This window comes from Actinoplanes sp. NPDC049668 (assembly GCF_044465445.1).
In the GTDB taxonomy this organism is placed as follows: domain Bacteria; phylum Actinomycetota; class Actinomycetes; order Mycobacteriales; family Micromonosporaceae; genus Actinoplanes.
Window position 1 is genome coordinate 691868 of record NZ_JBITLR010000006.1, and the last position, 14401, is coordinate 706268.

Below are 14401 nucleotides of genomic sequence, written 5' to 3' on the forward strand. Positions count from 1 at the left end.
TTTGCTGGGCCGGCCGGGTTACCCGGCCGGCCCGGCGGCCCGTCCAACCGCCCCGCCGCAGCCCCGGAAACGGACTAACGGCGGAGCAGAGTTCCGCCAAGCTTCGGCTGACCGCCGGAGAACTGGCAGACATAGGAGACAGACGTGATCCAGCAGGAGTCGCGACTGCGCGTCGCCGACAACACGGGTGCCCGGGAGATTCTGTGCATCCGCGTTCTGGGCGGCTCCGGTCGCCGTTACGCGAGCATCGGTGACGTCATCGTGGCCACGGTCAAGGACGCCATTCCGGGTGCCGGTGTGAAGAAGGGTGACGTCGTCAAGGCGGTCATCGTTCGCACCGCCAAGGAGCGCCGCCGTCCCGACGGCTCGTACATCCGCTTCGACGAGAACGCCGCCGTCATCATCAAGGACGGTGGCGACCCCCGCGGTACGCGCATCTTCGGCCCGGTCGGCCGCGAGCTGCGCGACAAGCGGTTCATGAAGATCATCAGCCTGGCGCCGGAGGTGCTCTGACCGTGAAGATCAAGAAGGGCGACACGGTCGTCGTCATCGCCGGCAAGGACAAGGGCGCCAAGGGTAAGGTCATCGCGGCCTTCCCGCGGCAGGACAAGATCCTGGTCGAGGGCGTCAACCGCATCAAGAAGCACGAACGCATCCGCACCACCCAGCGCGGTTCCAAGACCGGCGGCATCGTCACGCAGGAAGCCCCGATCCACATCTCGAACGTGCAGATCGTGGACTCCGAGGGCAACCCGACCCGCGTCGGGTACCGCATCGACGAAGGCGGCCAGAAGGTCCGCATCGCGCGTAGCACCGGTAAGGACCTGTGATGACTGCCGCTACTGAGACCAAGACGCTGCCCCGGCTGAAGCAGAAGTACCGCGGTGAGGTCATCCCCGCGCTTCAGGAGCAGTACAAGTACGGCAACCCCATGCAGATCCCCGGCCTGGTGAAGGTCGTCGTGAACATGGGTGTCGGCGAGGCCGCTCGTGACGCCAAGCTGATCGACGGTGCCGTGCGCGACCTGACGACCATCACCGGTCAGAAGCCGCTGGTGCGCCGTGCGACCAAGTCGATCGCGCAGTTCAAGCTGCGCGAGGGCATGCCGATCGGCGCGAAGGTCACCCTTCGCAACGACCGGATGTGGGAGTTCCTGGACCGGCTGCTGTCGATCGCGCTGCCGCGTATCCGTGACTTCCGCGGCCTGGACGGGCGCAAGCTCGACGGCCACGGCAACTACACGTTCGGTCTGACCGAGCAGTCGGTGTTCCACGAGATCGACCAGGACAAGATCGATCGTCCTCGGGGCATGGACATCACGGTGGTCACCACCGCCACGACCGACGAGGAGGGCCGGCAGCTGCTCAAGCTCCTGGGCTTCCCGTTCAAGGAGAACTGAGCATGGCTAAGAAGGCGCTGATCATCAAGGCGGCCGCGAAGCCGAAGTTCGCCGTGCGTGCGTACACCCGCTGCCAGAAATGCGGACGTCCGCACTCGGTCTACCGCAAGTTCGGTCTGTGCCGGGTGTGTGTCCGGGACATGGCCCACCGCGGTGAGCTGCCCGGCGTGTCGAAGGCTTCCTGGTAACCCCGTCCGACCACCCCCGCCCACCGTCCCCTTAAAAGGACTGAAGGCGGACACATGAAGTACCGCTTCGCCGTAGGCCCGGAACTCTGGGAACCCCGGCGAGAAAGGTTGACGAATACCCATGACGATGACGGACCCGATCGCAGACATGCTCACGCGTCTGCGTAACGCCAACCAGGCGTACCACGACAAGGTGACCATGCCCTTCTCGAAGATCAAGGCGAACATCGCCGAGGTCCTCAAGGCCGAGGGCTACATCGCGTCCTGGTCGGCTGAGGACCCGGCTGAAGGCGAAGTCGGCAAGCGCCTGGTCGTAGAGCTCAAGTACGGCCAGAACCGCGAGCGCAGCCTCGCCGGCATCAAGCGCGTGTCCAAGCCCGGTCTCCGGGTGTACGCCAAGTCCGACGAGCTCCCGCGGGTGCTCGGTGGCCTGGGTGTCGCGATCGTTTCGACGTCCCAGGGGCTGCTGACCGACCGGCAGGCCCGCAAGCGGAGCGTTGGCGGGGAAATCCTCGCCTTCGTTTGGTAACGGAGACTCTGACATGTCGCGAATCGGACGTAAGTCGATCCCGGTACCGGCCGGCGTCGACGTCACCATCACGGGCCAGACCGTCAAGGTCAAGGGCCCCAAGGGCGAGCTGCAGCACATCGTTGCCGAGCCGATCAAGGTCGAGAAGGCCGAGAACGGCGAGCTTTCGGTGAACCGCCCCAACGACGAGCGCCGCGCCAAGGAGCTGCACGGTCTCTCTCGTACCCTGGTCGCCAACATGATCATCGGCGTCACCGAGGGCTACAAGAAGACCCTGGAGATCAACGGCACGGGTTACCGCGTTACCGCGAAGGGCAAGGACCTCGAGTTCGCGCTCGGCTTCTCGCACCCGGTCAACGTGGTCGCTCCGAACGGCATCAGCTTCTCCGTGGAGAAGCCGACCCAGTTCACCGTGGCCGGCATCGACAAGCAGCTCGTCGGCGAGGTTGCTGCGAACATCCGGAAGATCCGCCCGCCGGAGCCTTACAAGGGCAAGGGCGTCAAGTACCAGGGCGAGGTCATCCGCCGCAAGGCTGGAAAGGCAGGTAAGAAGTGACCGCCACGCTGCTCAAGCGCCGCAATGGCGGCGGTGTCGCGTACAAGCGCGCTGTCGGAAAGGCGCGCCGGCACTTCCGGGTCCGCAAGAACGTCCGCGGCACCGCCGAGCGTCCCCGTCTCGTCGTCACCCGGTCCACGCGGAACATCACCGCGCAGATCGTCGACGACCTCAAGGGCCACACGCTCGCGTCGGCATCCACCCTCGATGCGTCCCTGCGGGGCGGCGAGGGTGACAAGAGCTCGCAGGCCGCCAAGGTCGGGGCTCTACTCGCCGAGCGGGCCAAGGCCGCGGGCGTTTCCAAGGTCGTCTTCGACCGCGGTGGCAACCGGTACGCGGGGCGGATCGCCGCGCTTGCCGACGCTGCCCGCGAAGCCGGACTCGAGTTCTAGGAGGGAAGACCAATGCCTGGTCAGCAGCGCCGAGGCGGCGGGTCCGGCGGTAACAACGAAGGTGGCCGCCGCGACAACCGCCGTGAGGGCGGTCGCGGTAACGCGCCCGTCGAGAAGACCCCGCATCTCGAGCGGGTCGTAGCGATCAACCGGGTCGCCAAGGTCGTCAAGGGTGGTCGTCGCTTCAGCTTCACCGCCCTGGTGATCGTCGGCGACGGTGACGGCACCGTCGGCATCGGCTACGGAAAGGCCAAGGAGGTGCCCGCGGCGATCGCCAAGGGCGTCGAGGAGGCCAAGAAGCACTTCTTCAAGGTGCCGCGCATCGCCGCGACGATCCCCCACCCGATCACGGGTGAGGCCGCCGCTGGTGTCGTGCTCCTGAAGCCGGCTTCCGCCGGTACCGGCGTCATCGCCGGTGGCCCGGTGCGTGCCGTGCTGGAGTGCGCCGGCATCCACGACGTGCTCAGCAAGAGCCTCGGCTCGTCCAACCCGATCAACATCGTGCACGCGACGGTGGCGGCCCTGAAGGGCCTGGAGTCCCCGGAGGCCGTCGCGGCCCGCCGTGGCCTCCCGGTCGAGGACGTCGCTCCGGCGGCCATGCTGGCGGCGCGTGCGGAAGCGGCGGTGCGGTGATGGCACGTCTGAAGGTCACCCAGCTCCGTTCCGCCATCGGCCGTAAGCAGAACCAGCGGGACTCCCTGCGGTCGCTCGGGCTGAAGCGGATCAACGATGTGGTGGTCAAGGAGGACCGCCCCGAGATTCGGGGCATGATCTTCGCGGTGAACCACCTCGTCAGTGTCGAGGAGGTCGAGTAATGGCGATCAAGGTTCACCACCTGCGTCCGGCGCCCGGTGCCAAGACCGCGAAGACCCGTGTGGGTCGCGGTGAGGGCTCCAAGGGCAAGACCGCCGGTCGCGGCACCAAGGGCACGAAGGCGCGTTACCAGGTTCCGGCCCGGTTCGAGGGTGGGCAGATGCCCATCCACATGCGCCTGCCCAAGATGAAGGGCTTCAAGAACAAGAACAAGGTCGTCTTCCAGGTCGTGAACCTGGACCGGCTCGCCGAGCTGTTCCCGAACGGTGGCGAGATCGGCCCGCTGGAGCTCGCCGACGCCGGCGCGGTCCGTGCGGGCCACCCGGTCAAGGTTCTGGGCTCCGGCGAACTGGGCGGCGTGACCCTGCGGGTCACGGCGCACGCGTTCAGCGAGTCCGCCAAGGAGAAGATCGCAGCTGCTGGTGGTTCCGCCACCGAGCTGTGAGGCTTTCCGGGGATGCTCGCCCGGGCATCGCGAGATGCTCGGGCAGCATCCCCGTTGTGGCGTCTGAACTGGCGTTTTGCCAGTTCGGACGTCGCTGTTTCACCGGTCACCGGATCGATCTTCGCCCCGGGGCGGAATTGATGCGGCGACCGTGCCTCACAACAGGCACGTCAGACTGTTAAAGTCCGTTCCCAGCTAGGGATATCGGTCGTCCGGACCGATGCCTCCCCCCATCCGCCGATTTACACGCGGCCACCTCGCGCAGGAGGAAGAAGTTGCTCTCCGCCTTTTCCAGTGCGTTCCGGACGCCTGACCTGCGCAAGAAGTTGCTGTTCACAGTAGCGATCATCGCGGTCTACCGGCTCGGCGCTACCCTGCCCAGCCCAGGCGTGTCCTACACCAACGTTCAGAACTGTCTGGACGTGGTGAACAGCACCAACGCCGGTGGCGGGGTGCTGAACCTCCTGAACCTCTTCTCCGGCGGCGCGCTGCTGCAGCTGTCGGTCTTCGCGCTCGGCATCATGCCGTACATCACGGCATCGATCATCCTGCAGCTGCTCACCGTGGTGATTCCGCGCCTCGAGCAGCTCCGCAAGGAGGGCCAGTCCGGCCAGGCGAAGATCACGCAGTACACCCGCTACCTGACCCTGGGCCTCGCGATCCTGCAGTCCTCGGCGTTCGTCGCCCTGGCCCGCTCCGGCCAGCTCTTCGCCAACGCCTGCCCGCAGGACCAGGCGCAGTTCCAGATCGTGCCGGAGAACACCGGCGTCCCGATGTGGCTGACCCTGGTCATGCTGGTGGTCACGATGACGGCCGGTACGGGCGTCGTCATGTGGCTCGGTGAGCTCATCACCGACCGCGGCGTCGGCAACGGCATGTCGGTCCTCATCTTCACCTCGATCTCCGCGCGCCTCCCCGGCGAGGGCTGGACGATCAAGGAGACCAGCGGCACGGCCAAGTTCCTGCTGGTGATCGCGCTCGTGCTGGTCGTCATCTGCGCGGTGGTCTTCATCGAGCAGGCGCAGCGCCGCATCCCGGTGCAGTACGCGAAGCGCATGATCGGCCGGCGCATGTACGGCGGCACCTCGACGTACATCCCGCTCAAGGTCAACCAGGCCGGCGTCGTGCCGGTGATCTTCGCGTCCTCGCTGCTCTACCTGCCGCAGCTGTACCTGCAGTTCTTCGACCCGAACAACCTCAAGGGCTACCAGCAGTGGATCCAGAACAACCTGGCCAACCCCAGTAACTGGATCTACATCACCACGTACTTCCTGCTGATCATCTTCTTCACGTACTTCTACGTCTCGATCACGTTCAACCCGACCGAGGTCGCGGAGAACATGAAGAAGTACGGTGGATTCGTCCCGGGCATCCGTCCCGGCAAGCCGACCGCCGACTACCTGGACTTCATCCTCAGCAGGATCACGCTGCCGGGCGCGCTCTACCTCGGCCTGATCTCGGTTCTGCCGAACTTCTTCTTCATCTGGCTGAACAATGCCCAGTACCAGAACTTCCCGTTCGGTGGTACCGCGGTGCTGATCATGGTGGGTGTCGGCCTGGAGACGGTGAAGCAGATCGAGAGCCAGCTGATGCAGCGCAACTACGAAGGGTTCCTCCGGTAGTGGGGGCGCGGAGCCGGGGGGCTCTTGCGTCTGTGGTTTGCGAGGCTCGTTCTCACCGAAGCGAGGCGATGTAGGTGCGGCTGGTACTGGTGGGCCCTCCGGGGGCCGGCAAGGGGACCCAGGCTGAGTTCATCGCTGCCCATCTCGCCGTACCGAAGATCTCGACCGGTGACATCTTCCGGGCCAACGTGTCGCAGGGTACGCCGCTCGGCGTCGAGGCCAAGCGGTACATGGACGCGGGCAACCTCGTCCCGGACGAGGTCACCATCAACATGGTCCGCGACCGGCTCGCCGAGCCCGACGCCGGCGACGGCTTCCTGCTGGACGGTTTCCCGAGAACCGTCCCGCAGGCGTCGGCGCTCGACAAGCTGCTCGCGGACCTGGGCACCGCGCTCGATCTGGTGATGGAGCTCGTGGTCGACGACGACGAAGTGATCCGGCGGCTCTCGGGCCGCCGGACCTGTCGCGGCTGCGGCAAGATCTGGCACGTCGAGTTCGACCCGACCAGCAAGGAGAACATCTGCGACAGGTGTGGCTCCGAGCTGTTCCAGCGCGACGACGACAAGGCGGAGACCATCGCCAACCGCCTCGTCGAGTACGCGGACAAGACCGCCCCGCTGGTCGACTTCTACGGGGCACAGGGCAAGCTCGTCGGCATCGACGCGACGGGGCCGGTCGAGGACGTCACGGTGCGCGCCATCGACGCCCTGCGGTCGTACGGGGGCTGAGATGCGCCGTCAGCAGCTGGACATCCAGCTGAAGACCCCGGAGCAGATCGAGCTCATGCGGGGAGCCGGCCTGGTGGTCGCCGCCGCGCTCGACGCGATGCGGGACGCGGTGGCGCCGGGCGTGTCGACGGGCGACCTCGACGCGATCGCGGAGAAGGTCATCCGGGACGCGGGCGCGACCCCGTCGTTCAAGGGCTACCACGGCTTCCCGGCCTCGATCTGCGCCTCGGTCAACGAGCAGGTCGTGCACGGCATCCCGAGCGCCGGGCACATCCTCAAGGAGGGCGACCTGGTGTCGCTCGACTGCGGCGCCATCCTGGACGGCTGGCACGGCGACTCGGCGATCACGGTCGGGGTCGGCGAGACCGACCCGGCGCTGCTGCGGTTGGCCGAGGTCGCCGAGGACGCCATGTGGGCCGGCATCGCCGCCGCGGCCCGCGGCGCGGCCAACGGCCGGGGCCGGCTCACCGACATCTCGTTCAACATCGAGAAGGCCGTCCGCAAGGCCGGCCGCTTCGGCATCGTCGACGGTTACGGCGGCCACGGCATCGGCACCGAGATGCACCAGGACCCGCACGTGCTCAACCACGGCAAGCCCGGCAAGGGCCCGCGCCTGGTGCCCGGCCTGTGCCTGGCGATCGAGCCGATGATCACCCTGGGCTCGCCGCGCACCGCCGAGCTCGACGACGGCTGGACCGTGGTCACCCGCGACGGCTCGATGGCGGCGCACGTGGAGCACACGATGGCCCTGCTCGACGACGGCGTGTGGGTCACCACCGCGCCGGACGGCGGCCGCGCACGCCTCGGTGACCTGGTCACCGCCCGCCAGCCGGGGGAGTAGCCGCATGGGCCAGGCGGAGATGCGGGCGGGGGACGGCGAGCGGCAGGCCGTCGCCGACCAGTTGAAGGTGGCGCTGGACGAGGGCCGGCTGGACCTGCACGAGTACGACGAGCGGCTGCAGCGGGCGTACGCGGCGAAGACCTATGGGGACCTCGACGGCCTCGTGGCGGACCTGCCCGGGGTGATCCCGGCGCAGCGCTCCCGGCTGGAGCCCCGTCAGCAGCCCGCGGCGCCCGGGGTGGAACCGGCCCGCAAGGCAGGCGGACGGCCGTTCCTGGCGTCGTACGGCGGCGTGGTGCTGGTCTGCGTGGTCATCTGGGCGCTGTCCTGCCTCGGCTCCGGCGAGTTCGTCTACTTCTGGCCGGGTTGGATGCTGATTCCGCTCCTGTTCGGATTGATCGGCCGGTTCGCCAACCGGAATCGGTAGCGCGCTTTCTGGCCCGCTGCTGGCATGCTGGAGGGCATGGGGCGGGACGAGATGCGAGCGGCCGACGCCGATCGGCAGGCCGTCGCCGACCAGTTGAAGGTCGCGCTGGAAGAGGGCCGGCTGGACCTGCACGAGTACGACGAGCGGCTGCAGCGGGCCTACGCGGCCAAGACCTACGGCGACCTGCACCCGCTGCTCGACGACCTGCCGTCGGCCCACACAATCGCGCTGCCCGGCGCCGCGGCCCCGGCGAGCGCGCCGGCGGTGATCGGCACGAACGCCGAGCTGACCCGGCGCTGGGTGCTCGAGGTGTGGGGCAGCTGGGCGACGGTCGCCGGCATCTGCACGGTGATCTGGCTCATCTCCTGGCTCGGCTCGGGCGCGCCGGACTACTTCTGGCCCGTCTGGGTCGCCGGACCCTGGGGCGCCGTCCTGGTCTTCGTCACGCTGGGCGGCATCGCCAACGGCGAGCCGCGCAAGCAGGCCGAGAAGCGGGCCCGCAAGGAGCGGGCGAAGCAGCTGAAGCGGGAGCGCAAGGCCTTGGAGGCCGACGGCGCCACCGAGGGCGAACTACACTTTCCCACGGCGAAAAGGGACAAAGAGTCAGGCTAAATAAGCCTGTTTGTCCGGATACGATCATCGTCGACACACCCGACCTCGGGTTACGGGGACCTCGGTTTGGTGTCGATGCACGGGCGCGCGTACACTGGCTAGCTGGCGCGCAGCGTCCACTCTTCCATGTCCACCAGCGCTTCGGTGGCGGGAGAGCCGCGGCTGGTTCCGGATCGATCCCTCGACTCCGGAATGAGCGTTGCAAGCCTGCCCCAGAACCCGATGTCAGGTAGCGGAGGACATGCCAAAGAAAGACGGAGCCATCGAGATCGAAGGCCGAGTGATCGAGCCCCTGCCGAACGCCATGTTCCGTGTGGAGCTTGCGAATGGTCACAAGGTGCTGGCTCACATCAGCGGCAAGATGCGGCAGCACTACATCCGCATCCTCCCCGAGGATCGAGTCGTCGTCGAGCTTTCGCCGTACGACCTCACCCGTGGGCGAATTGTCTACCGTTACAAGTAAGGGTCGCGGGGGCTTATCCAGTCCCGTCTGACGAGAGTTAAGGCACAACCGTGAAGGTCAAGCCGAGCGTCAAGCGGATCTGCCAGAAGTGCCGGGTCATCCGCCGGCACGGCCGGGTCATGGTCATCTGCAGCGACCCGCGCCACAAGCAGCGCCAGGGCTGATCCAGCCCGACGCTGTACAGATCCGTTACACAGAACAAGCTCGTCCCAGCCGCGGAGTCGACACGTCGATGCGCGCGGTTTCACCCCCGGTCGGAGGCCGGGGCCCGTCGGGGCAGACGGGGTGGGTCGGGCACAGACCTCCGTGAGACACCTGAGGAGTAAGCCCACCAATGGCTAGACTCGTCGGCGTCGATCTTCCCCGCGAGAAGCGGATGGAGATCGCGCTCACCTACATCTTCGGGGTCGGTCGGACCCGCGCCGTTGAGGCGCTCACCGCGACCGGCATTGACCTGAACAAGCGCGCCAAGGACCTCACGGACGAGGAGCTGGTACAGCTCCGCGACTACATCGAGGCCAATTTCAAGGTTGAAGGCGACCTGCGCCGCGAGGTCGCCGCCGACATCCGCCGCAAGGTTGAGATCGGCTGCTACGCCGGCATCCGCCACCGCCGGGGTCTCCCCGTCCGCGGACAGCGGACCCGGACCAACGCTCGTACCCGCAAGGGTCCGAAGCGCACGGTCGCTGGCAAGAAGAAGCCCGGTCGGAAGTAATAGGAGCGCACTGACTTATGCCACCGAAGGCACGCGCTGGGGCCCCAGTCAAGAAGGTCCGGCGCAAGGAACGCAAGAACGTCGCCCACGGGCAGGCGCACATCAAGAGCACGTTCAACAACACCATCGTGTCGATCACCGACCCGACCGGTGCTGTCATCTCCTGGGCCTCTTCCGGCCAGGTGGGCTTCAAGGGCTCCCGCAAGTCGACTCCGTTCGCCGCGCAGCTGGCCGCCGAGGCCGCCGCGCGCCGGGCCATGGAGCACGGCATGCGCAAGGTCGACGTGTTCGTCAAGGGCCCCGGTTCCGGCCGGGAGACCGCCATCCGTTCGCTGCAGGCCGCGGGCCTCGAGGTCGGCCAGATCTCCGACGTCACGCCCCAGCCGCACAACGGTTGCCGTCCGCCGAAGCGTCGCCGGGTCTAAGGGAGAGATCGAAGCATGGCTCGTTACACAGGGGCGGACTGCAAGCGCTGCCGCCGCGAGAAGATGAAGCTGTTCCTCAAGGGCAGCAAGTGCGACGGGCCCAAGTGCCCGTTCGAGTCGCGTCCCTTCCCGCCCGGCCAGCACGGCCGCGGTCGGACCAAGGAGACCGAGTACCTGCTCCAGCACCGCGAGAAGCAGAAGGCCCGCCGCACCTACGGCGTGCTCGAGAAGCAGTTCCGCGGTTACTACGAGGAGGCCGTCACCAAGCCCGGCAAGACCGGTGAGGTGCTGCTGCAGATCCTCGAGTCGCGTCTCGACAACGTGGTCTACCGGGCCGGCTACGCCGCGTCCCGCGACATGGCCCGCCAGCTGGTCAAGCACGGCCACCTGCTGGTCAACGGCGTCAAGGTCGACATCCCGTCGTACCGGGTGAAGGACCACGACATCGTCCAGGTTCGCGAGAAGTCGCGCGAGATGACGCCGTTCGTGGTCGCGCAGGCCCAGGCGGGTTCCCGCCCGGTGCCGGCGTGGCTCGAGCCGATCCCGAGCGAGATGAAGATCCTGATCCACTCGCTCCCGGCCCGCCAGGTCATCGACACGCAGGTCCAGGAGCAGCTGATCGTGGAGCTCTACTCCAAGTAGCGCTCAGGTTCCGGCGTCCACCACTGGCGGGCGCCGGAACCGCACCACCACAGGACGGGCGTCATATAGCGGATGCCCCGAACGAAAGAAGAATCGCGTGCTCATCAGTCAGCGCCCGAGCCTCTCGGAAGAGTCGCTCAGCGAAACCCGCTCCCGGTTCACCATCGAGCCCCTGGAGCCGGGCTTCGGCTACACCCTCGGCAACTCGCTGCGGCGGACCCTGCTGTCGTCCATCCCGGGCGCGGCGGTCACCAGCATCAAGATCGACGGCGTGCTGCACGAGTTCACCACCATCCCCGGTGTCAAGGAGGACGTGGTCGAGCTCGTCATGAACGTCAAGGAGCTGACCGTCAGCTCCGAGCACGACGAGCCCGTCAGCATGTACCTGCGCAAGCAGGGCCCGGGCGACGTCACCGCGGGTGACATCCAGCCCCCGGCCGGCGTCTCCGTGCACAACCCCGACCTGAAGCTGGCCACGCTCAACAGCAAGGGCCGGCTCGACATGGAGCTCACCGTCGAGCGGGGTCGTGGCTACGTCACGGCCGCGCAGAACAAGAACGCCGGCGCCGAGATCGGCCGCATCCCGGTCGACTCGATCTACTCGCCGGTCATGAAGGTGACCTACCGCGTCGAGGCGACCCGTGTCGAGCAGCGCACCGACTTCGACCGTCTGATCATCGACGTCGAGTCGAAGGCGTCGATCTCGCCCCGTACCGCGCTGGCGTCGGCCGGCTCGACCCTCGTCGAGCTGTTCGGCCTCTGCCGCGAGCTGGACGAGACCGCCGAGGGCATCGACATCGGGCCGTCCCCGCAGGACGCTCAGCTGGCCGCCGACCTGGCCCTGCCGATCGAGGAGCTGGACCTCACCGTCCGGTCGTACAACTGCCTCAAGCGCGAGGGCATCAACACCGTCGGTGAGCTGATCGGGCGGACGGAGGCCGACCTTCTGGATATAAGGAATTTCGGTCAGAAGTCGATCGACGAGGTCAAGATGAAGCTCGCCGGAATGGGCCTGGGCCTGAAGGACAGCGCACCGTCCTTCGACCCGGCGCACGTGGTCGACTCGTTCGGCGACGTGGACTACGACACCGACGACTACCGCGAGACCGAGCAGCTGTAACAGCGCGGCCGCGCCGCACTGCCCGGTAAATTCCTGAAGGAGCATCAGAAATGCCCACGCCCACCAAGGGTCCCCGCCTCGGCGGCAGCCCGGCGCACGAGAAGTTGCTGCTGGCCAACCTGGCCACGGAGCTCTTCCGGCACGGGAAGATCAAGACCACCGAGACCAAGGCCAAGCGCCTGCGCCCCCTGGCGGAGCAGCTGATCACCAAGGCCAAGCGCGGTGACCTGCACTCCCGTCGCCGGGTGCTGACCGTGGTCAAGGACAAGGACGTCGTGTACGCGCTGTTCGAGCAGATCGCGCCGCGTTACGGCAACCGTCCGGGTGGCTACACCCGGATCACCAAGACCGGTCCGCGCAAGGGTGACGCCGCTCCGATGGCCGTCATCGAGCTGGTCGAGGAGCTCGAGGTCGCGGCCACCACGGCGCCGGCCAAGAAGGCGGCCCGCAAGGCCGCCGCGCAGCAGGACAAGGTCGAGGCCCTCGCCCGCGAGGACGAGACCCCCGCGTCCGACGCCGGCGACCAGGGCACCGAGGCAGCGGCCGACAAGGCCGAGGGCGACGACACCGACGCCAAGGCCTGATCCTTCGCAAGGTTGTGAGGCCCGGCACCCTGGTGGGTGCCGGGCCTTCCTTCTTGTACGGCTACCCAGTCCACGAACTTTGCGGGGTAACAGGTCGACATGGACGAAACAACGCGACTGCGCCTGGACGTCTCCTACGACGGCCGGGAGTTCTCGGGCTGGGCCGCGCAGCCGGCGCGGCGCACCGTCGCCGGGGTGCTCGTCGCGGCGCTCGAGCGGCTCGTCGGCCCCGACGTCCCGCTGGGCCTGACCGTGGCCGGCCGCACCGACGCCGGGGTGCACGCCACCGGCCAGGTCTGCCACATCGACCTGCCGACGGCCGCCTGGTCGACACTGGAGGGCTCGCTGCTGCGGCGGCTGGCCGCGCTCATGCCCCCGGACGCCCGGGTGCGTGCCGTGACGCCGGTACCGTCCACCTTCGACGCCCGGTTCTCCGCCACCTTCCGGCGCTACGAGTACCGGGTCGCCGACACCGTCTCCGGGCCCGAGCCGCTGCGCCGCTACGACACGCTCTGGTGGGTACGGCCGCTGGATCTCGGCCGGCTGCGGGAGGCCGCGGCGGGGCTGGTCGGGCTGCACGACTTCGCCGCGTTCTGCAAGCGCAAGGAGCACGCCACCACCGTGCGGGCCATCACCCGGCTCGACTGGCGGCGGGAGCCGGACGGTGTCGCCGTCGCCACCGTGCAGGCCGACGCGTTCTGCCAGGCCATGGTGCGCAGCCTGGTCGGCGCCATGCTGACCGTCGGCGACGGCCGGCGGGACGCGGCCTGGCCGGCGAAGCTGCTGACCTTGCGGGAGCGGTCGAGCGAGGTGACCGTCGCGCCCGCGCACGGCCTGACGCTGATTGCGGTCGGCTACCCGGCGGAGTCGGAGTACGCGGACCGGGCCGAGGCCACCCGCCGCCTGCGCGCCTAGGTCCTAAGGCTGCCCGGCCCGGTTGCTGATGATCGTCTCGTCCAGGTAGTGCCCGATCAGGTCTGCGGTGATCCGTTCCGCGTACGGGTCGTCGTCCTGGACGAGGCTGCCGTCCGGTCGGGCGATCACGCAGTAGAGCAGGAAGTGCCCGCGGTGCTGCCAGCCGACCTGGGCCAGCGGCTCCGCGAGCGGATCGCTGCCGAGCCCGCCCATCGCGGCGAAGCTGCCCCGGCCGGTCTCGACCAGCGCGGCGGCGTCCGCGGAGACCTGCGCCGCACCGGCCTCCTCGGCGAGGTTGAAGACGCCGACGGTGACCTGGTAGCCGCCGAACGGCGCGATCAGGCCCGCCCGGACCACCTGGTCGCAGCCGTGTTCGGCGAGCAGGGCGCCCAGCTCGCCGGTCGTGGCGATGTGGCAGTCGGTGTCGATGTGGGTCATCGTGATCTGGTACGGGGTCGCGCCCGAGACCAGGCGGATCTCCGGCTGCGGGAACACCTCGCGCTGGCTCAGCGGCTCGGCGTCCACCTCGCGCGAGGCGATGGCCGCCGAGGAGACCGCCGGCGGGGCCGCGGAGTCACCGCGTCCGCGCCGCTCGTCGGCGACGATGAAGAACGCGCTCAGCCCGATGATCGACACGATGATCACGGCGCCCATTCCGCTCATCAGCGTCTGCAGCGCCCGCTGCGCCTGCTGCGCCTGCTGCGGTGCGCGGGGCGTGCGCCAGGGCCCGCGCCACGGCCCGGGCCAGGGCCCGCGCCGCGGCCGCTGCGGCCGGGCGGCGTGCGAGTGCGCGGATCGGGCGTGCGCGGCGCGGGTCTGCCGGTGCTGCGGCGGGGCCTGTCGGGTCAGGCCCTGCCGAGCGAGCACCTGGCGGGCGAGGGCCGGTCCGGCCAGCGCCTGTCGCGTCAGAAGAGCGAGTCCGCCCTCCGGGTTCGCGCGATGTGCGGAGCGGGGGTGCGGGTCGCCAGGCATGCAGGTCACGGTA

Annotated in this window: 24 protein-coding genes; 23 read left to right on the plus strand and 1 reads right to left on the minus strand. The window is 68.3% G+C overall.

Features of this window, described 5'->3' with window-relative positions; all coding sequences use genetic code 11:
- Positions 1 to 144 precede the first annotated feature (144 nt).
- The 23 genes from rplN (at position 145) to truA (ending at position 13416) form a co-directional block, all read left to right on the plus strand.
- Positions 145 to 513, plus strand: coding sequence for a 50S ribosomal protein L14 (rplN, locus tag ACIBSW_RS27850; protein ID WP_023358185.1), 369 nt, complete (start codon positions 145 to 147; stop codon positions 511 to 513).
- Positions 510 to 830, plus strand: a complete 321-nt coding sequence (gene rplX, locus ACIBSW_RS27855) for a 50S ribosomal protein L24 (RefSeq protein ID WP_354725030.1) — start codon at positions 510 to 512, stop codon at positions 828 to 830. The genes rplN and rplX overlap by 4 nt, the downstream gene beginning before the upstream one ends.
- A complete protein-coding gene (gene rplE, locus ACIBSW_RS27860) occupies positions 830 to 1399 on the plus strand; it encodes a 50S ribosomal protein L5 (RefSeq protein WP_354725000.1) in 570 nt (189 codons plus the stop codon). Before rplX ends, rplE begins: the two co-directional genes overlap by 1 nt.
- Positions 1400 to 1401: 2 nt before the next feature.
- Positions 1402 to 1587 (plus strand): type Z 30S ribosomal protein S14, encoded by a 186-nt coding sequence (locus ACIBSW_RS27865; RefSeq protein WP_014440734.1) that lies wholly within the window; start codon positions 1402 to 1404, stop codon positions 1585 to 1587.
- A 121-nt stretch (positions 1588 to 1708) separates the two neighbouring features.
- Positions 1709 to 2116 carry a 30S ribosomal protein S8 gene (gene rpsH, locus ACIBSW_RS27870; protein WP_354724998.1) on the plus strand — a complete coding sequence of 136 codons (408 nt, stop codon included), beginning with the start codon at positions 1709 to 1711 and terminating at the stop codon, positions 2114 to 2116.
- A 13-nt stretch (positions 2117 to 2129) separates the two neighbouring features.
- A complete protein-coding gene (gene rplF, locus ACIBSW_RS27875; protein WP_354724996.1) occupies positions 2130 to 2672 on the plus strand; it encodes a 50S ribosomal protein L6 in 543 nt (180 codons plus the stop codon).
- An 8-nt stretch (positions 2673 to 2680) separates the two neighbouring features.
- Positions 2681 to 3064 (plus strand): 50S ribosomal protein L18, encoded by a 384-nt coding sequence (rplR, locus tag ACIBSW_RS27880; RefSeq protein ID WP_354725028.1) that lies wholly within the window; start codon positions 2681 to 2683, stop codon positions 3062 to 3064.
- A gap of 12 nt (positions 3065 to 3076) precedes the next feature.
- Positions 3077 to 3697 (plus strand): 30S ribosomal protein S5, encoded by a 621-nt coding sequence (gene rpsE / locus ACIBSW_RS27885; RefSeq protein ID WP_184997648.1) that lies wholly within the window; start codon positions 3077 to 3079, stop codon positions 3695 to 3697.
- The gene (gene rpmD, locus ACIBSW_RS27890; protein ID WP_184997647.1) at positions 3697 to 3879 is read left to right on the plus strand and encodes a 50S ribosomal protein L30; all 183 of its coding nucleotides are present in this window, start codon (positions 3697 to 3699) and stop codon (positions 3877 to 3879) included. Before rpsE ends, rpmD begins: the two co-directional genes overlap by 1 nt.
- Positions 3879 to 4322 carry a 50S ribosomal protein L15 gene (rplO, locus tag ACIBSW_RS27895; RefSeq protein WP_354724994.1) on the plus strand — a complete coding sequence of 148 codons (444 nt, stop codon included), beginning with the start codon at positions 3879 to 3881 and terminating at the stop codon, positions 4320 to 4322. Before rpmD ends, rplO begins: the two co-directional genes overlap by 1 nt.
- Positions 4323 to 4597: 275 nt before the next feature.
- Complete coding sequence (gene secY, locus ACIBSW_RS27900) at positions 4598 to 5944, plus strand: preprotein translocase subunit SecY (RefSeq protein WP_354724992.1); 1347 nt, start codon at positions 4598 to 4600, stop codon at positions 5942 to 5944.
- A gap of 74 nt (positions 5945 to 6018) precedes the next feature.
- Positions 6019 to 6672, plus strand: a complete 654-nt coding sequence (locus ACIBSW_RS27905; RefSeq protein ID WP_184997642.1) for an adenylate kinase — start codon at positions 6019 to 6021, stop codon at positions 6670 to 6672.
- A 1-nt stretch (position 6673) separates the two neighbouring features.
- Entirely contained in the window at positions 6674 to 7513 is an 840-nt protein-coding gene (gene map, locus ACIBSW_RS27910; RefSeq protein ID WP_354724990.1) for a type I methionyl aminopeptidase, read from the plus strand.
- Between the two features lie 4 nt (positions 7514 to 7517).
- Positions 7518 to 7940: a DUF1707 domain-containing protein gene (locus ACIBSW_RS27915; protein WP_354724988.1), complete on the plus strand. Its 423-nt coding sequence runs from the start codon at positions 7518 to 7520 to the stop codon at positions 7938 to 7940.
- A 51-nt stretch (positions 7941 to 7991) separates the two neighbouring features.
- Complete coding sequence (locus ACIBSW_RS27920; protein WP_404799484.1) at positions 7992 to 8552, plus strand: DUF1707 domain-containing protein; 561 nt, start codon at positions 7992 to 7994, stop codon at positions 8550 to 8552.
- A 241-nt stretch (positions 8553 to 8793) separates the two neighbouring features.
- Positions 8794 to 9015 (plus strand): translation initiation factor IF-1, encoded by a 222-nt coding sequence (gene infA, locus ACIBSW_RS27925; RefSeq protein WP_007073013.1) that lies wholly within the window; start codon positions 8794 to 8796, stop codon positions 9013 to 9015.
- Positions 9016 to 9065: 50 nt separating this feature from the next.
- Entirely contained in the window at positions 9066 to 9179 is a 114-nt protein-coding gene (gene rpmJ / locus ACIBSW_RS27930) for a 50S ribosomal protein L36 (protein WP_088952025.1), read from the plus strand.
- Between the two features lie 170 nt (positions 9180 to 9349).
- Positions 9350 to 9730: a 30S ribosomal protein S13 gene (gene rpsM / locus ACIBSW_RS27935; RefSeq protein ID WP_071803339.1), complete on the plus strand. Its 381-nt coding sequence runs from the start codon at positions 9350 to 9352 to the stop codon at positions 9728 to 9730.
- A 17-nt stretch (positions 9731 to 9747) separates the two neighbouring features.
- Positions 9748 to 10155, plus strand: a complete 408-nt coding sequence (rpsK, locus tag ACIBSW_RS27940; protein WP_015619020.1) for a 30S ribosomal protein S11 — start codon at positions 9748 to 9750, stop codon at positions 10153 to 10155.
- Between the two features lie 15 nt (positions 10156 to 10170).
- Positions 10171 to 10797: a 30S ribosomal protein S4 gene (rpsD, locus tag ACIBSW_RS27945; protein WP_203776576.1), complete on the plus strand. Its 627-nt coding sequence runs from the start codon at positions 10171 to 10173 to the stop codon at positions 10795 to 10797.
- A 97-nt stretch (positions 10798 to 10894) separates the two neighbouring features.
- Positions 10895 to 11917, plus strand: a complete 1023-nt coding sequence (locus ACIBSW_RS27950; protein ID WP_130510652.1) for a DNA-directed RNA polymerase subunit alpha — start codon at positions 10895 to 10897, stop codon at positions 11915 to 11917.
- Positions 11918 to 11967: 50 nt separating this feature from the next.
- Positions 11968 to 12501, plus strand: a complete 534-nt coding sequence (gene rplQ, locus ACIBSW_RS27955; RefSeq protein ID WP_354724981.1) for a 50S ribosomal protein L17 — start codon at positions 11968 to 11970, stop codon at positions 12499 to 12501.
- A gap of 99 nt (positions 12502 to 12600) precedes the next feature.
- Complete coding sequence (truA, locus tag ACIBSW_RS27960) at positions 12601 to 13416, plus strand: tRNA pseudouridine(38-40) synthase TruA (RefSeq protein ID WP_354724979.1); 816 nt, start codon at positions 12601 to 12603, stop codon at positions 13414 to 13416.
- A 3-nt stretch (positions 13417 to 13419) separates the two neighbouring features.
- Here the strand turns inward: truA and ACIBSW_RS27965 are convergent, their stop codons facing one another.
- The gene (locus ACIBSW_RS27965; RefSeq protein ID WP_354724977.1) at positions 13420 to 14388 is read right to left on the minus strand and encodes a hypothetical protein; all 969 of its coding nucleotides are present in this window, start codon (positions 14386 to 14388) and stop codon (positions 13420 to 13422) included.
- Positions 14389 to 14401 lie beyond the last annotated feature (13 nt).